The sequence below is a fragment of the Yersinia kristensenii genome (genome assembly GCF_900460525.1).
Lineage (GTDB): Bacteria > Pseudomonadota > Gammaproteobacteria > Enterobacterales > Enterobacteriaceae > Yersinia > Yersinia kristensenii.
This window is the reverse complement of sequence record NZ_UHIY01000001.1, coordinates 4,307,791-4,323,495: the sequence shown is the minus strand read 5'-3', so window position 1 is coordinate 4,323,495 and position 15,705 is coordinate 4,307,791. Positions and strand designations below refer to the sequence as shown.

Here is a 15,705-nt window from a genome sequence, read left to right as displayed (position 1 = left end):
TCATTTTATGTGCTGTTGGCGCGATTATTTATCGAATTTTCTTTCATTCCGATGACAGTCAATAGTATTTTACTGCTTAAATTCATCCTTGATAATCGCCGAATTTTACTCAGAAGTGTTAGTATTACAGAGTCATCGGGGCTATATACTCTTTGTGTCAGAAATGACTTTGGGCCAGTGCCAATTCTTATCATCCGGTCACTGACAATCAGAGTGATGATAGCATTCTCCATTTTTTACTACAGAGACTCTTATGCACATAACCTTACGTCAACTTGAAGTCTTTACAGAGGTGCTAAAAAGCAGCTCTACGACACAAGCCTCGGTTGTGCTCGCCCTTTCACAATCGGCAGTCAGTGCTGCGTTGGCAGATTTGGAAGGGCAATTAGGGGTACAACTTTTTGATAGGGTTGGTAAGCGTTTAGTCACGAATGAACATGGGCGGCTACTATATCCCAAAGCACTGTCACTTCTTGAGCAAGCTGTAGAAATTGAACAACTTTTCTTGCAGGATTTAGGCGCATTGCGCATCGCTGCCAGTAGCACTATCGGCAATTATATGTTGCCGGGTATGATTGCCAAATATCGGCGTGATTTCCCGGGTACGCCGCTGGAGTTGAATATTGGTAACAGTCAGGATGTGATTGAAGCCGTAGCTGATTTTCGCGGCGACCTGGGCCTGATTGAAGGGCCGTGCCATATGCCAGAGTTAATGACACAAGCTTGGTTGCACGATGAATTAGTGGTGTTTGCCGCACCTGATAACCCGCTATGCCATAAAATGTTAACGCTAGAAGAGCTGGCTGATGCCGCGTGGATCTTACGCGAGCGAGGTTCGGGTACGCGTGAAGTTCTCGACCACTTATTGTTGGCAAAATTGCCCCATTTTAAATTGGTCATGGAACTGGGCCATTCTGAAGCGATTAAGCGGGCAGTGCGTTATGGCATAGGAATCAGTTGCTTGTCGCGGCGAGTGATTGCCGATCAACTCACCAGCGGTGAACTGATTGAGCTTAATATTCCTTTGCCGCCGCTGATCAGGACGTTATATCTGATTCATCATCGGCAAAAGCACATTTCAAATGCATTGCAACGTTTTTTAAGTTATTGCCAAGAAGAGCCCTGAAACTCCGGGTCTCATCAAAGCGTATTCGCAATATGGGGCATAGGATTTTAAGTGTTTTACGCCACGACAAAGGGTTATTACGGCAATAATACCCCGTGAGAATGCAGTTATTCTGATAATTAAGCTTTTGCTAATAATTCAACTGGGATTATGAAGGTATCTTATATCAGCGCATTGTTCCTCACACAAACGATAGGATTTGCTACAATTCTGCCTCGTTTTTTAAGGGCGGATTAGGGTAAGAATGACTCAGCCACAGACTAAAATCCCCGCGCAGCAGGGTGCACAGCGCTTACGCCGAGAGCTTAAATCACGGCATTTAGCCATGATTGCTATCGGCGGTTCTATTGGTACCGGTTTATTTGTGGCCTCAGGGGCGACGGTATCTCAGGCCGGCCCGGGTGGAGCATTGCTCTCCTATGCATTGATTGGCCTGATGGTTTATTTCTTGATGACTAGCCTCGGTGAGCTGGCGGCATTTATGCCGGTATCGGGTTCATTTTCGACTTATGGTTCCAAATATGTAGAGGAAGGCTTCGGCTTCGCCCTTGGCTGGAACTATTGGTACAACTGGGCGGTCACTATCGCCGTTGACCTGGTCGCGGCACAATTGGTGATGAATTACTGGTTCCCGGATGCCCCCGGCTGGATCTGGAGTGCACTGTTCCTCGCCTTAATGTTTTTATTGAACTACATCTCAGTTAAAGGCTTTGGTGAAGCGGAATACTGGTTCTCACTGATTAAAGTCACCACGGTTATTATCTTCATCATTATTGGTGTGATGATGATTAGCGGCATCATGAAAGGTGGTGAGACGGCGGGCTGGCACAACTGGACTATTGGCGACGCGCCGTTTGCCGGTGGTTTCTCGGCGATGATTGGGGTGGCGATGATTGTTGGTTTCTCCTTCCAGGGGACAGAGCTGATTGGTATCGCGGCCGGTGAATCAAAAGATCCGGGCAAAAACATTCCGCGCGCAGTGCGCAAAGTGTTTTGGCGTATTCTGCTGTTCTATATCTTCGCTATCCTGATTATCAGTTTGATTATCCCGTATACCGACCCAAGTCTGTTGCGTAATGATGTTAAAGATATCAGCGTCAGCCCGTTCACTTTGGTGTTCCAGAATGCGGGCCTGTTGTCAGCGGCGGCGGTAATGAATGCGGTTATTCTGACGGCAGTATTATCAGCGGGTAATTCGGGAATGTATGCTTCAACTCGCATGCTATTTACCCTGGCCTCAGAGGGCAAAGCGCCCCGTATTTTCGCCAAATTGTCGAAGGGCGGTGTGCCGCGTAATGCGCTGTATGCTACCACTGTAGTGGCGGGTTTGTGCTTCTTAAGCTCTATGTTTGGCAACCAAACTGTTTATTTGTGGTTACTGAATACCTCCGGTATGACTGGCTTTATCGCCTGGTTGGGGATTGCTATCAGTCATTATCGTTTCCGCCGGGGCTATATGATGCAGGGCCGCGATTTGAACGATTTGCCGTATCAGTCGGGTTTCTTCCCGCTGGGGCCAATCTTTGCCTTTGTACTGTGTTTGATCATTACTTTGGGTCAGAACTATCAGGCATTCCTGCAAGACCGTATTGATTGGTATGGCGTGACCGCCACCTATATTGGCATTCCATTATTCCTGGTGATTTGGTTCGGCTATAAGCTCAGCCGTGGCACTAAGGTTATCAAATACAAAGATATGGAATTCCCGAAATGGCGTGATGAAAGTCATGATGATCAGGAACCTCAAAAAACTGTACTGATTTCTGATTAACAAAATAATGCAGTAGAGGAAAGGGCGATAATATTATCGCCCTTTTTTATGGTGATGAGTTGATGATTATTCAAACAATTTTAAGCAAATAATTTCGCTGACTTCGCTTCATCTCCCTCCTGATACCCTGTATTCGATTAACCACACTGATTAAATAATATTATAAAATAAGTATTTACAAAAATTTGGGTCAAAACAGTTATAGCAATCTTATTGATAAGTATTATCGTTTGTTTTATTGTTAGCGTCATATTGATAGTCAGTTGCTGAAATAACAGTCAGTAGCTGAAAATAGCTGGTAGCTGAAATAAATGAGTGTATCCACTGAACCCATGACAAAAACCTCTGGCCAGGCAGATGCCAGTGTTATGGGCCGCTATAAGAATATCGTGCGCCACCGCCTGCTTATCATGGGTGTGCTGGTGTTAGCCATCTTCGGCTGCTTGTTGCTGGACTTCACTATGGGGCCATCGGGCCTGACACTGTCGTCCCTGTGGCAGACGCTAATTGACCCGGCCAGCGCAGATGCGGGTACCCGGGTTATTGTATGGGATATTCGTTTGCCTTATGCCCTGATGGCGGTGGTGATTGGTTTGTCACTGGGCCTTGCCGGTGCTGAGATGCAAACCATCCTGAATAACCCGCTGGCCAGCCCCTTTACCTTGGGCGTGTCCTCCGCTGCGGCATTTGGTGCCGCACTGGCGATTGTCTCGGGGATTGGTATTCCGGGTGTACCTGATCAGTGGTTTATCTCCGTTAACGCCTTTATTTTTGCCCTGTTTGCCGCGCTAATGCTCGACGGAATCACGCGCTGGACACGAGTTGCGACATCGGGTGTGGTGCTATTTGGTATCGCGCTGGTCTTTACCTTTAATGCGCTGGTCTCAATGATGCAGTTCATTGCCAGTGAAGATACGCTACAAGGTCTGGTGTTCTGGACGATGGGCAGCCTGGCACGCGCTTCATGGACCAAACTTGGCGTCATGCTGGCAGTGTTTGTCCTGATGCTACCTTTGTCGATGATGAGCTCGTGGAAGCTGACGGCACTGCGCTTAGGTGAAGACCGGGCAATCAGTTTTGGTATTGATGTTCGCCGCCTGCGGTTGGGAACATTGTTGCGCATCAGTATGTTATCGGCGCTGGCTGTGGCTTTTGTTGGCCCGATTGGATTTATCGGGTTAGTTGCCCCCCATATTGCGCGCATGATTTTTGGTGAGGATCACCGTTTCTATCTACCTGCCAGCGCCCTAATTGGTGCGCTAGTGCTATCCATGGCATCAATAGCGTCGAAAAACCTGATCCCTGGTGTCATCATTCCGGTCGGGATTGTCACCTCGCTGGTCGGCGTGCCGTTCTTCCTGAGCATTATTTTGCGCCATAGGGGGAATGTATGACTTCTGGTTTATGTATTAAGCATTTTAATGCCGGCTACCCGAAACGCCCGGTGATTGAGAATTTGACGGTACCCTTGCTACCGCGTGGCAAGATTACGGTACTGCTTGGGCCGAATGGCAGCGGGAAGTCAACACTGTTGCGCTCAATGGCGGGTTTAAACCGTGCTCAAGGGCAGTTGTGGTTGGATAATGACGATTTGATGCAGATGCCATTTGCCAAGCGCGCCGAGAAAGTGGTGTATTTGCCGCAATCATTGCCGGCGGGTGTACATCTCCATGTGTTGGAGTCGATTATTGTGGCCCAACGGGCGTCGGGCGGGCGCAGCAATGCCAGCAGTGAGGCCGAAGTAATGACGTTGCTCGAACAACTGGGGATTGCCCACTTGGCATTGAGCTATCTGGATCAGCTTTCGGGGGGGGCAGAAACAGTTAGTGGGCTTGGCGCAATCGCTTATTCGCCAGCCATCACTGTTATTGCTGGATGAGCCACTCAGTGCACTGGATCTGAATTATCAATTTCATGTGATGGACTTGGTACGCAAGGAAACTCGCAAACGCAATATTATTACCGTGGTGGTGGTGCATGACATCAATATAGCCTTGCGTCATGGCGACCATGTGCTGATGTTGCAAAACGGTTCGCTGATTGCGGATGGTTTGCCGGAAGTGGTGATTACGCCGCAAAGTCTGGCCAAGGTCTATGGTGTGAAAGGGCGCATTGAGCGCTGTTCACAAGGGACGCCCCAAGTATTAATTGATGGGTTGGTGACGGAGCCAACTATTTAGTCAATATTTTTGATGCCTTATTATTGCTGTGGTTAATAGATATCCTAGGACGTAAGGCATCTGTTTCAGAAGTAACAGTTTTTTATAAAATAATAATTATGTATTAAGTGGAAATCGTTGGAAGCGCTATTTCTGCTTTGGTGAGCTATTGCCCGTTATTTATAAAAATAATATTTATCACCTGCCCGTCAGGCGGCATCGTTACAGGCAAAAGAACCTGATGGAAAAGGAACTGAATAAGTTTATACCTCATGGAGAAAGAACAATGACTTTCAAAAAATCGCATTCTGCGGTGTTAGTTATAGCGACAATTATCTCATCTCAGGCATCTGCTGCTGAAACCAATACCACTGCAACAGAGACTATGGTGGTAACAGCAACTGGCTTCCAACAACGTATTCAAGACTCGGCGGCGTCTATTTCGGTTGTGACCCGTGAACAAATCGAGAATAAAGCCTATACCGATATTACCGATGCGCTGAAAGATGTACCGGGGGTGGTTGTCACCGGCGGCGGCAGTCACAGTGATATCAGTATTCGCGGTATGTCGGCGAAATACACCCTGATTCTGGTGGATGGTAAGCGGGTTGATACTCGTGGCACGCGGCCAAACAGTGACGGCTCGGGCATTGAGCAGGGGTGGTTACCACCACTGGCGGCTATTGAGCGTATTGAAGTGGTGCGCGGCCCAATGTCTTCTTTATATGGTTCGGACGCCATGGGCGGGGTCATTAACGTGATTACCCGTAAAGTAGGTAAAGAGTGGCACGGCACCGTGCGTGCAGATGCCACCTTGCAGGAAGATTCTAATTCCGGCGATATTTATCAAACCAATGCCTACGCCTCTGGCCCATTAATTGACGGTTTATTGGGATTAAAAGTCAGCGGTCTGCTGTCTCATCGCAGCGAAGATAAAATTATCGATGGCTATAATGAGCAACGCCTGAGAAATGGGGCGGCGACATTTACCTTAACACCGGATGATAAAAACGAATTTGATTTTGATATTGGCCATTATGTGCAAGATAGAAATTCAACGCCCGGGCGTTCAGTGGCATTGAATGGTAAAAGCAGTGATGTGCAATATGACCGTAATAATTATGCGATGACTCACCACGGTTATTATGATTTTGGTAATTCAACCAGCTATATTCAGCGCGACGAAACTCGTAACCCATCGCGCCAAATGAAAAGCGTCGATAATGTCTTTAATAGCCAAACCTCCTTCCTGTTTGATAGCCACACGTTAATTCTTGGCGGCCAATATCGCTATGAAGAGTTATCTGATAAAGGTAATCAGTTAGCTTCAGCTAAAGATCTCACCAAATTAACGCGCTGGAGTTGGGCATTATTTGCTGAAGACGAATGGCAAATGACCAATGATTTCGCCCTGACCGGTGGTATTCGTATGGATCAGGACGAAAACTATGGTACTCACTGGACGCCACGGATGTACGGTGTTTGGCATTTAGCTGAACAATGGACATTAAAAGGTGGGGTATCCGGTGGTTATCGCTCACCTGATTTGCGTCAGGCAACTGATAATTGGGGGCAAATCACCGGCGGCAAAGGCGATCCAGCCATTATCGTCGGCAATGCCAACCTAAAACCCGAAAGAAGTATCAGCCAGGAAATCGGCATTCTCTGGGATGACCAGGAGGGTATGAATGCGGGAGTGACACTGTTTAACACTGATTTTAAAGATAAAATCACCGAAGTGCGCCGCTGTACGGATACCACCGGCAATGCATCAGGCCAATGCACTATCAATGGCACTCCTTACAAGTTTATCAGTGACCGCACCAACGTGGATAAAGCCATCACTCGCGGTGTGGAAGCGACATTTGGTTGGGATATCAATAAAGACTGGTCACTGACCTCAAACTATACTTTTACTCAATCTGAGCAAAAGAGCGGGCAGTTTTCCGGTCAACCATTGAACCAGATGCCAAAACACATGTTAAACGGCACGCTGAACTGGCAAGCCAATGAAGAGCTGGCAACCTGGGTCCGGGCTAACTACCGGGGTAAAACCTCGGAATACCTTAATCGTACCAGTATGGGAAAAACCACACCGTCATATACCTTTGTTGATGTAGGCGCTAACTATCAACTAACGAAAGAAGTTCGTTTGATGGGCGGTGTCTATAACGTGCTGGATAAGCGAGTGGATATAGAAGTGAATGATAAAGTTCTGGATGGTCGCCGTTATATGGTGGGAGCCAGCTACGATTTCTAATCTCCTTCGCACTTGAAGCCGCAGGGGTGTTGGCTGCGTTCACTTACCCGAATTACTTACTTGCGTAAGCTCATCGGGATGCGTTCGCTGGCCGCCTACCTGCGACTCCAATTGCTTTGGAGATAGGTTTTGTACTTGAAGCCGCAGGGTGAGCTAACGTAGCCCACCCTGTTTAATTAACTCAGCCCAATATCAATGACTTTCTGGAATGCCGCTCTTTCGGTCAGATGTTGATACCAACGCTGTAAGTGCGGTAATTCTGGGCGCTCGAGGGATAGATTGAACCAGGCATACGCCAGACAGCCTAATGGAATATCGCCGATGCCGAATTTATCGCCCGAAAGATAGGTTTGTTTGCTCAGGGTTTCATCGGCAATCGCCATTAATGTATTCCATTGCACAATACCCTGAGCAATTTGGGCTTGATCCTGTAATTCCGGCGCAGTGCGCACCAGCCCAATAAACACGGTCTTAAACGGGGCCGCTATATTGGATGTTGCCCAATCCATCCACTTTTCAGCGGCAGCCCGCTGTTTTGCATCCGGCAGGTAAAGCGAATTAGTGCCATATTGTGCCGCCAGATAGCGCACAATAGTGTTGGACTCCCACAGAATAAAATCATCATCTTGCAAGCAAGGGATCAGGCCATTCGGATTCAGTGATCGGTATAGTGGATCATTCAACTTGCCATATTGACCGCCAACATCTATTCGCTCATAGCTGATACCCAACTCTTCCAGACACCAAAGCACCTTTTTCACATTGGTCGAATTATTTCGACCCCAGACTGTCAGCATATCACTTCCCCTCCCAACACATGGTTAACGTCGTTGCCAATGATGGATATCCCAGTCATGTAAAATCGCCAAGTCTACCAATTCAGTACCCGGATTGATCACTGCGGCACGATCAACATATTCCAATAACGGTTTGTCATTGATTGAGTCACTGTAACCATAGGTGCGTTGGAAGTCTAACTGGGGTGATTCCGCTAGCCACTGTTTTAGCCGCTCGACTTTACCCTCGCGGTAAGTCAGGGTGCCGTAGGTCTTGCCGGTATAGCGATTATCTTCCACCGCAACGCCGATGGCCAATGCTGCATTAGCCGAAAAACACTGTGCAATGGGGTTAACTAAATGCTCGCCGGTGGCGGAAATAATGACAATGTAATCCCCTCGGTCACGGTGCCAGGCCAACAGTTTCCTGGCTTGAGGATAAATACGCGGCAAAATATCGCGCGCGATAAAGCGCTCAACCCAACCCGCCACTTCGACCGTATGTTTCCCAACCAAGGGCGATAAAGTCGATTCCATATAGCAGGACATCGATAAGTTCCCTTGATAATACTGTTTCATTAGATACTGTTCTTGTTCTGCCAGTTCAGGGGGCGCAAGCCCCTCATCCACCAGCCAGCGCAGCCATAAGCCAGAACTGTCATCGCTTATCAGCGTTTCATCGAGATCAAACAGGGCCAAATCCATTAAGCCACCCCCAGGTCGGTAAATCGATTGAAGCGAAACTTAACAGTGCGAGTGCTGGGCATCGGGTAATTCCCCACCGGAATAACGGGTATCAGTAGTTAAGCTAATACTTTCCACCCAAATAGGAAAGCGAATCAGCCTAGCGATTAAATAAGACAAAATAATGAAAGAAATAACATAGAACGGATTGATATTGGTGTGCTGCGGAGTTTCGGTGTTAATTATTTATATCGTTTGGATATAAATTGTTAAGTATCTAGTCGAGAATGCTCTTAAAAGTTTTTTAATGGCCCTAATAGCTCTAAATAATTCGAACTGTAGAAAAGCAACCAACGCACATGCAGCTTGAAGTATGACGGGTATTTAAGGCCACAGAGAGAGTGTTGTCGACTGTCTGCTTTCACCCCACAGCTCAGGAGCTGAATATGCTGATTATTCGTTTGTATGGTTGTCCAGTTTTCATTGGTTCTGAGCAGAAAAAACAGCCCACTGAACATTCTGGAGTGAAAAATGAGTCACCAAAACTTAAACAGTCCATTCCCGGTTAATGCCGATATCTTACCTTTATTGGATCTTTCATTGCTCAATGGCAGTGAGGCTGAACGTCAGGAATTTTTAGCCAATTTGCGCCATGCCGCACGAGATATTGGATTCTTTTATCTTACCGGGCATGGGATTGACCCCGCGTTATTACAGCAAATCCAAACTCTTTCACGTGAGTTTTTTGCTCTACCTGATGACGAGAAGCTGGCGGTTGCTATGGTGCGTTCGCCACATTTTCGTGGCTACAACCGTGCGGCCTCAGAACTTACTCGCGGTCAGCCAGATTGGCGCGAACAGTTCGATATTGGCGCTGAACGCGCTCCATTACCTCAAACACCTGGTACGCCAAGCTGGGCGCGGTTGCAAGGCCCAAATCAGTGGCCTGAAGCTCTACCTGAATTAAAACCGACCTTACTGCAATGGCAGCGGGAAATGACCGGCATGGCACTGCGCTTACTGCGGGCCTTTGCTGTGGCATTGGATCTGGATGAAAACGCCTTTGACGAGCTATACGGTGATAAACCCAACGAACATATCAAACTGATCCGCTATCCGGGGCGAGAAACCACTCAAAGCGGGCAGGGGGTTGGCGCACATAAAGACTCCGGTTTCCTCAGCTTCTTATTGCAAGACCAGCAGCGCGGTTTGCAGGTTGAGGTAGAAGAGGGGCGCTGGATTGATGCAGTGCCACGACCAGACACTTTTGTGGTGAATATCGGCGAATTGCTGGAGTTGGCCAGTAATGGCTATTTGCGTGCCACGGTGCATCGGGTGGAAACCCCACCTGCGGGGATTGACCGCTTGTCTATTGCCTTTTTCCTCGGCGCGCGTTTAGACGCGGTGGTGCCGTTGTACCCATTAACCGCAAAACTGGCTGCAGAGGCCCGTGGCCCAGCAAGTGACCCGCATAACCCGCTGTTCCGTGATGTCGGATTGAATTATCTCAAAGGGCGTTTGCGCTCTCATCCGGATGTTGCCGAACGTTATTATCCGGACGTGATTTCGCTATCAGAAACACCGGTGGAATATAGTTCAACTTATTGATTTTAAACTGTAAAAACTTATTTTTGGGATAATAATTATGACAAAGACAATAATGACTAAAACACGTGTTTCTGGCTTGGTGCGCGCAGCATTGTTGGCCGCTCTGGCCTCTACTTTCACTTTATCGGCACAAGCGGCTGAAGCACTGCGGGTGGCGGCAGACCCGATTCCGCATACAGAAATCCTGCAATTTGTGCAAAAGCTAGACCCGTCATTGAATCTAAAAATCATTGAAATCACCAATGGTGTGAACTCGAATGAGTTGTTAGCGCACGGTGATGTCGATGCTAACTACTTCCAGCATGTTCCTTATCTGCGTTCTCAAGAGCAAGCTCTGGGACAGAAGTTTGCTGTAGCGGCTACCGTGCACGTTGAGCCGCTGGGCATCTATTCTCATAAACATAAAACCTTTGCTGATGTGCCGGATAAAGGCACGATCGCCGTGCCAAATAACGTCACTAACCTCAGCCGTGCGCTCTATTTATTGCAAGATCAGGGCTTGATTACCTTAAAACCGGGCTTTACTGACCCGGCGCAACATCAGGCCACACCTAAGGATATCGCCGGTAATCCAAAACACCTGAAAATCCTGGAGATTGAATCACCGCAGATCCCTCGATCACTGGATGATGTTGATTTAGCTGTGATTAATGGTAACTATGCATTGGAGGCGGGGTTAAATCCGGCAAAAGATGCATTGGGACTGGAGAAAGCGGCCGGTAACCCTTATGCCAATATTCTGGTGACCACACCCGCGCTGGAAAATGACCCGCGCATCAAGCAGTTGGCGAAAGATTTGCAGTCACCTGAAGTGGCGAAGTTTATTACTGAGAAATATGCCGGTTCCGTTATCCCAGTAGCAGGCACTAAATCATGATTAGCATCGAACGCCTGAGTAAAACCTATGCGCAAGGGGGGCTGCCGATGGTGGCTCTGGAGGAGGTCTCGCTGGAGATCCCAACCGGCTCGGTGTTCGGTATTATTGGCCGCAGCGGAGCAGGTAAAAGTACCTTAATCCGCTGCTTGAACTTACTGGAACGGCCCACTTCGGGCCGTATTCAAGTAGATGGCCGCGAATTAACCACCCTGTCTGATCGCGAATTACGTCTGCAACGACAAAATATCGGCATGATTTTCCAGAATTTCCACTTACTACATTCACGTAATGTATGGGACAACATTGCTGTTGGGCTGGAAATTAAAGGTATTCCGAAAGCACAACGCCAAAAACGGGTGGCAGAGTTACTGGATTTAGTCGGATTAACGGATAAAGCCCAAGCTTTTCCCTCGCAATTATCGGGTGGGCAAAAACAGCGGGTCGGTATCGCCCGAGCGCTGGCGGCCAAACCGGCTTATTTATTATCTGATGAAGCGACCAGTGCGCTGGACCCAGAAACCACCGCCTCAATATTGGCGCTGCTTCGCGATATTAATCGCCAATTGGGGTTAACCATCGTGTTGATTACCCATGAGCTGGATGTGGTGAAATCCATCTGCGATACCGCCGCCTTATTGGAACGTGGGCGGGTGGTTGAAACCGGTGCGATAGCGGATTTACTCTCTTCTCCTCACTCCCGTTTAGGACGGGCATTGCTACCTGCGCGCGGCCCCGCGTCATTATCCGGCACCCCGGTGGCGGAGCTGACTTTCTTTGATACGCTAGCGGCCTCACCGGTACTCAGTGAATTAGCACAGCAACATGCGGTCGGAGTCACCCTGCTGGGAGGTGGGGTTGAATCTATCGCGGGTCAACGAGTCGGGCGTTTACAAGTTGATTTCAGCCACCCAGACGGCGGGTTGAATTTAACGGAAGTCTTACAATTCTTGAATGAGCGTGGTGTGAGGGCTGAACTGATATGAGCAGCGGCATGAGTTGGCAGGATCTATTGGAGTTGGTGGTCAATGCGACCGGTGAAACCATTTATATGGTAGTGGTTGCCACCTTTTTCACGGTATTGATTGGTCTGCCATTGGGGGTCTTATTATTTGTTTCGCGCCCTAATGGGGTGCTACCGGCTCCCCGCGTGAATACATTGGTCGGTGCCATGGTGAATTTGGGGCGCTCAATGCCTTTTGTGGTATTGCTGATTGCGCTCATTCCTATCACTCGTTGGATTATCGGCACGACATTGGGCAGCACCGCCGCCATCGTGCCCATCACTTTAGGGGCTATCCCATTTTTTGCTCGAGTGGTCGAAACAGCTTTGGATGAAGTTGATAAAGGGCGGATTGAGGCCATTTTATCTATGGGAGGGTCCGCGTGGCATGTGATTCAAAAAGTGTTATTGCCGGAAGCTTTGCCCGCTTTATTAGCTGGGGTGACATTAACTGTGGTGATGCTGGTGGGGTTCTCATCCATGGCCGGTGTTATTGGCGGTGGCGGTTTGGGAGATTTGGCTATTCGTTATGGTTATCAGCGATTTAATAATGAAGTGATGGTCGCAACATTAGTCATTTTAGTTATTTTAGTACAAGGCGTACAAAGCCTGGGCGACAGATGGGTGAGGTCATTAGCGCATCGGCGCTAAAATTTGTGGCTCTATAATGACAAATTAGCATTGAAGCTACAGGAGTGATTCCCCCTGTAGCTTTATTTTGCAAAGAACGGAACTCAAAAATAAGATAATTAGCCGTTCAATGCGTGAGCTAAGTCTGCAATCAAATCGTCGGTATCTTCAATCCCGACAGATAAACGCAAGAGCTGCGGAGTAATTCCGTGTTTTAAGCGGGTTTCCAGTGGGATTGATGCATGGGTCATGCTGTAGGGCTGGCTGATTAAGCTTTCGACGCCGCCAAGACTTTCGGCCAGAGTAAACAAATGCGAGCGCTTAATAACAGCGCGAGCAAACTCATCATCACCTTTCAGTCGCACTGAAATCATACCACCAAAACCGGCCATCTGTTTGGCTGCCAGTGCGTGTTGTGGGTGGCTTTTCAGCCCCGGATAATACACATTTTCCACCTGCGGCTGTTGCTCTAACCATTCTGCGATGCGCTGAGCGCTGTTATTATGTCGCGCCATGCGCAAAGCTAAAGTGCGCAAACCGCGTAATGTCAGGAAGCTACTGAAAGGGTCTAAAATCCCGCCAACCGCATTGTGTAAAAAGCCCAATTGTTCTGCCAGTTCAGGGTTATTCCCCACGGCGGCGACACCGGCAACCACATCGGAGTGACCATTCAGGTATTTGGTGGCTGAATGCACCACAATATCAAACCCTAAATCTAGCGGGCGCTGAATATAAGGAGAGGCAAAAGTATTATCTGCCACACTAATCAGTTGATACTTTTTAGCAATAGCGGCAATGGCAGCCAGATCTGTCAGTTTTAACAATGGGTTAGTTGGCGTCTCCACCCAGATCATTTTGGTCTCTGGCAAAATGGCTTGTTCCAATGCGGCGGTGTCCGCAGGTGAGACATAAGTGACTCGCAAACCGGCGGTGCGGCTGCGCACTTTCTCCAGCAGGCGGTAGGTGCCGCCGTATAAATCATCCACGGCAATGATATGGCTGCCTTGATCCAGCAGTTCCAGCACTGTTGAGCAGGCGGCCAGGCCGGAGGCAAAGGCATAACCGCGAATGCCGCCTTCCAATTCTGCAATCGCCTTTTCCAACGCGGTACGAGTAGGGTTGCCACTACGGGAATATTCATACCCGGTGTGCTCGCCGGGAGCGGGTTGCGCGAAAGTGGAGGTCGCATAAATTGCGGGCATCACTGCACCGGTGCTATCTGGGGTATAACCGGCATGGACGGTTAGGGTATCGAACTTTGCCATGATAAAAATCCTTAATAAGAGAGAATCAAGCCAGCTTTTGACGCCAGATATTCAAAACATCGGTGCGAGTAATCAGGCCGAGGAATCGCTCGCCATCCAGCACTACTGCTACATGACCATCATTAAAAGTTGCCAGTAGAGAGCGATAATCGGCCTCTTTCTGCAACGTATTCACCTGACGAGTCATCGCGCTGCTGACTGGGTGTTTGAAATGGGAAGCATCGGCTTGTACCGCATTCAATAAATCCCATTCGTCGATAAGCCCGACGACCTTTTCGCTGTCTAATACGGGTAACTGGGAGATGTCATACAGGCGCATCCGCGCATGAGCAACCGCCAGAGTGTCTTGCGGTGAAACCGAAATTGTCGCCCCATCCTCATGGCTATAAGTGATGTAATCGCGTAAATCGCCATGTTGAGGTTTGCTCAGTAGCCCTTGCTCCAGCAGCCAGTAGTCATTGAACATTTTGGACAGGTATTTATTGCCACTGTCACAGACAAAGGTGACTACCCGTTTGGGTGTGGTTTGCTCGCGGCAATAGCGTAATGCCGCCGCCAGCAAAGTACCGGTTGAAGAACCCGCCAGTACCCCCTCTTCGCGTAACAGGGTGCGCGCGGTGCTGAAAGCTTCAGCATCATCAATGCGGTAGGATTTTTTTACCTGCGAGAAGTTACTCAGCGGCGGGATAAAATCCTCGCCAATCCCTTCGACCAGCCAACTACCGGCATCGCCAATGTGGTCGCTATCGACAAAATCCGCCAAAATGGAACCGGCGGGGTCTGCCAGCACAAATTCAGTTGTCGGTGAAACTTCGGCGAAATAGTGGCTCAGGCCACTCAGGGTGCCGCTGGAGCCGACGCCCACCACGATGGCATCAATGTGTTCGCCCATTTGCTGCCAGAGCTCCGGGCCAGTTGAGGTGCGGTGTGCCGCAGGGTTAGCCGGGTTATTGAACTGGTCAATATAGAAAGATCCCGGCGTCTCCTGCGCCAGTCGCAGAGCATAATCTTGATAGTAGGCCGGGTGCCCTTTGCCCACATCGGAGCGAGTCAGCAACACTTGCGCACCTAGCGCCCGCAGATGGAAAATTTTCTCTTGGCTCATTTTATCCGGCACTACCAACATCAGCTTGTAGCCTTTTAGCGCGGCGACCAAGGCCAGCCCCAGGCCGGTATTCCCCGCGGTGGCTTCAATGATGGTGCCGCCCGGTTGTAGCAAGCCATCTTTTTCTGCCTGTTCAATCATCGAAAGCGCGACCCGGTCTTTAATCGAACCGCCGGGGTTTTGGTTTTCCAACTTCACAAATAATTGGCACGGGCCGGTATCAAAGCGGGTCAGTTCCAAAAGTGGGGTATGGCCGATAAGGTCAAGCACCGAGCGTGGGATAGCCATTATTGACTCCAGTAAAAATTGAGTTAACAGAATGAGTTTGGTTAACAACCTTGGCGGCGATAATAGCGCTAGCAGCTTACACACTAAAAAGAACAAATAACCCATCTATATTCCTTTTTGGAATATGTTTATGAGTCTTTAGACGTTTAGGTGCTT

Annotated in this window: 12 protein-coding genes and 1 pseudogene; 9 read left to right on the top strand and 4 right to left on the bottom strand. The window is 48.8% G+C overall.

Going from position 1 to position 15,705, the window contains the following annotated elements:
- Nucleotides 1-253 precede the first annotated feature (253 nt).
- The 5 genes and pseudogenes from yieE to DX162_RS20065 all read left to right on the top strand — a co-directional run bounded on the left by yieE (nt 254) and on the right by DX162_RS20065 (nt 7,316).
- Complete coding sequence (gene yieE, locus DX162_RS20085) at nt 254-1,126, top strand: DNA-binding transcriptional regulator YeiE (RefSeq protein WP_032819415.1); 873 nt, start codon at nt 254-256, stop codon at nt 1,124-1,126.
- Between the two features lie 244 nt (nt 1,127-1,370).
- Complete coding sequence (locus DX162_RS20080; protein WP_004389520.1) at nt 1,371-2,897, top strand: amino acid permease; 1,527 nt, start codon at nt 1,371-1,373, stop codon at nt 2,895-2,897.
- 311 nt (nt 2,898-3,208) lie between these two features.
- Entirely contained in the window at nt 3,209-4,291 is a 1,083-nt protein-coding gene (locus tag DX162_RS20075; RefSeq protein ID WP_004389521.1) for a FecCD family ABC transporter permease, read from the top strand.
- Nucleotides 4,288-5,077 (top strand): annotated as a pseudogene (locus DX162_RS20070) (ABC transporter ATP-binding protein). The gene DX162_RS20075 and the pseudogene DX162_RS20070 overlap by 4 nt, the downstream one beginning before the upstream one ends.
- A 265-nt stretch (nt 5,078-5,342) precedes the next feature.
- A complete protein-coding gene (locus DX162_RS20065) occupies nt 5,343-7,316 on the top strand; it encodes a ligand-gated channel protein (protein WP_032819417.1) in 1,974 nt (657 codons plus the stop codon).
- Nucleotides 7,317-7,492: 176 nt separating this feature from the next.
- Here the strand turns inward: DX162_RS20065 and DX162_RS20060 are convergent, their stop codons facing one another.
- Nucleotides 7,493-8,113 (bottom strand): glutathione S-transferase family protein, encoded by a 621-nt coding sequence (locus DX162_RS20060; protein WP_032819418.1) that lies wholly within the window; start codon nt 8,111-8,113, stop codon nt 7,493-7,495.
- 24 nt (nt 8,114-8,137) lie between these two features.
- The gene (locus tag DX162_RS20055; RefSeq protein WP_004389525.1) at nt 8,138-8,797 is read right to left on the bottom strand and encodes an HAD family hydrolase; all 660 of its coding nucleotides are present in this window, start codon (nt 8,795-8,797) and stop codon (nt 8,138-8,140) included.
- A 510-nt stretch (nt 8,798-9,307) separates the two neighbouring features.
- Between DX162_RS20055 and DX162_RS20050 the strand changes: the two genes are divergently transcribed.
- The 4 genes from DX162_RS20050 to DX162_RS20035 are packed head-to-tail and all read left to right on the top strand — an operon-like array spanning nt 9,308 to nt 12,912.
- On the top strand, nt 9,308-10,384 hold the full coding sequence (locus DX162_RS20050; RefSeq protein ID WP_032819419.1) for an isopenicillin N synthase family dioxygenase: 1,077 nt from the start codon (nt 9,308-9,310) through the stop codon (nt 10,382-10,384).
- 52 nt (nt 10,385-10,436) lie between these two features.
- Complete coding sequence (locus DX162_RS20045) at nt 10,437-11,261, top strand: MetQ/NlpA family ABC transporter substrate-binding protein (RefSeq protein ID WP_004389528.1); 825 nt, start codon at nt 10,437-10,439, stop codon at nt 11,259-11,261.
- The gene (locus DX162_RS20040; protein WP_032819421.1) at nt 11,258-12,244 is read left to right on the top strand and encodes a methionine ABC transporter ATP-binding protein; all 987 of its coding nucleotides are present in this window, start codon (nt 11,258-11,260) and stop codon (nt 12,242-12,244) included. The genes DX162_RS20045 and DX162_RS20040 overlap by 4 nt, the downstream gene beginning before the upstream one ends.
- The gene (locus DX162_RS20035) at nt 12,241-12,912 is read left to right on the top strand and encodes a methionine ABC transporter permease (RefSeq protein WP_032819423.1); all 672 of its coding nucleotides are present in this window, start codon (nt 12,241-12,243) and stop codon (nt 12,910-12,912) included. Before DX162_RS20040 ends, DX162_RS20035 begins: the two co-directional genes overlap by 4 nt.
- Nucleotides 12,913-13,010: 98 nt before the next feature.
- Here DX162_RS20035 and DX162_RS20030 read toward each other — a convergent pair whose 3' ends face one another.
- Together DX162_RS20030 and DX162_RS20025 are read right to left on the bottom strand one after the other, a co-directional pair.
- A complete protein-coding gene (locus tag DX162_RS20030) occupies nt 13,011-14,156 on the bottom strand; it encodes a trans-sulfuration enzyme family protein (protein WP_004389531.1) in 1,146 nt (381 codons plus the stop codon).
- A gap of 25 nt (nt 14,157-14,181) precedes the next feature.
- The gene (locus DX162_RS20025; protein WP_032819465.1) at nt 14,182-15,549 is read right to left on the bottom strand and encodes a pyridoxal-phosphate dependent enzyme; all 1,368 of its coding nucleotides are present in this window, start codon (nt 15,547-15,549) and stop codon (nt 14,182-14,184) included.
- Nucleotides 15,550-15,705 lie beyond the last annotated feature (156 nt).

Coding starts and splice junctions, on each gene's coding strand:
- yieE (WP_032819415.1), top strand. CDS start 254: ATGCACATAACCTTACGTCAACTTGAAGTCTTTACAGAGGTGCTAAAA.
- DX162_RS20080 (WP_004389520.1), top strand. CDS start 1,371: ATGACTCAGCCACAGACTAAAATCCCCGCGCAGCAGGGTGCACAGCGC.
- DX162_RS20075 (WP_004389521.1), top strand. CDS start 3,209: ATGAGTGTATCCACTGAACCCATGACAAAAACCTCTGGCCAGGCAGAT.
- DX162_RS20065 (WP_032819417.1), top strand. CDS start 5,343: ATGACTTTCAAAAAATCGCATTCTGCGGTGTTAGTTATAGCGACAATT.
- DX162_RS20060 (WP_032819418.1), bottom strand. CDS start 8,113: ATGCTGACAGTCTGGGGTCGAAATAATTCGACCAATGTGAAAAAGGTG.
- DX162_RS20055 (WP_004389525.1), bottom strand. CDS start 8,797: ATGGATTTGGCCCTGTTTGATCTCGATGAAACGCTGATAAGCGATGAC.
- DX162_RS20050 (WP_032819419.1), top strand. CDS start 9,308: ATGAGTCACCAAAACTTAAACAGTCCATTCCCGGTTAATGCCGATATC.
- DX162_RS20045 (WP_004389528.1), top strand. CDS start 10,437: ATGACTAAAACACGTGTTTCTGGCTTGGTGCGCGCAGCATTGTTGGCC.
- DX162_RS20040 (WP_032819421.1), top strand. CDS start 11,258: ATGATTAGCATCGAACGCCTGAGTAAAACCTATGCGCAAGGGGGGCTG.
- DX162_RS20035 (WP_032819423.1), top strand. CDS start 12,241: ATGAGCAGCGGCATGAGTTGGCAGGATCTATTGGAGTTGGTGGTCAAT.
- DX162_RS20030 (WP_004389531.1), bottom strand. CDS start 14,156: ATGGCAAAGTTCGATACCCTAACCGTCCATGCCGGTTATACCCCAGAT.
- DX162_RS20025 (WP_032819465.1), bottom strand. CDS start 15,549: ATGGCTATCCCACGCTCGGTGCTTGACCTTATCGGCCATACCCCACTT.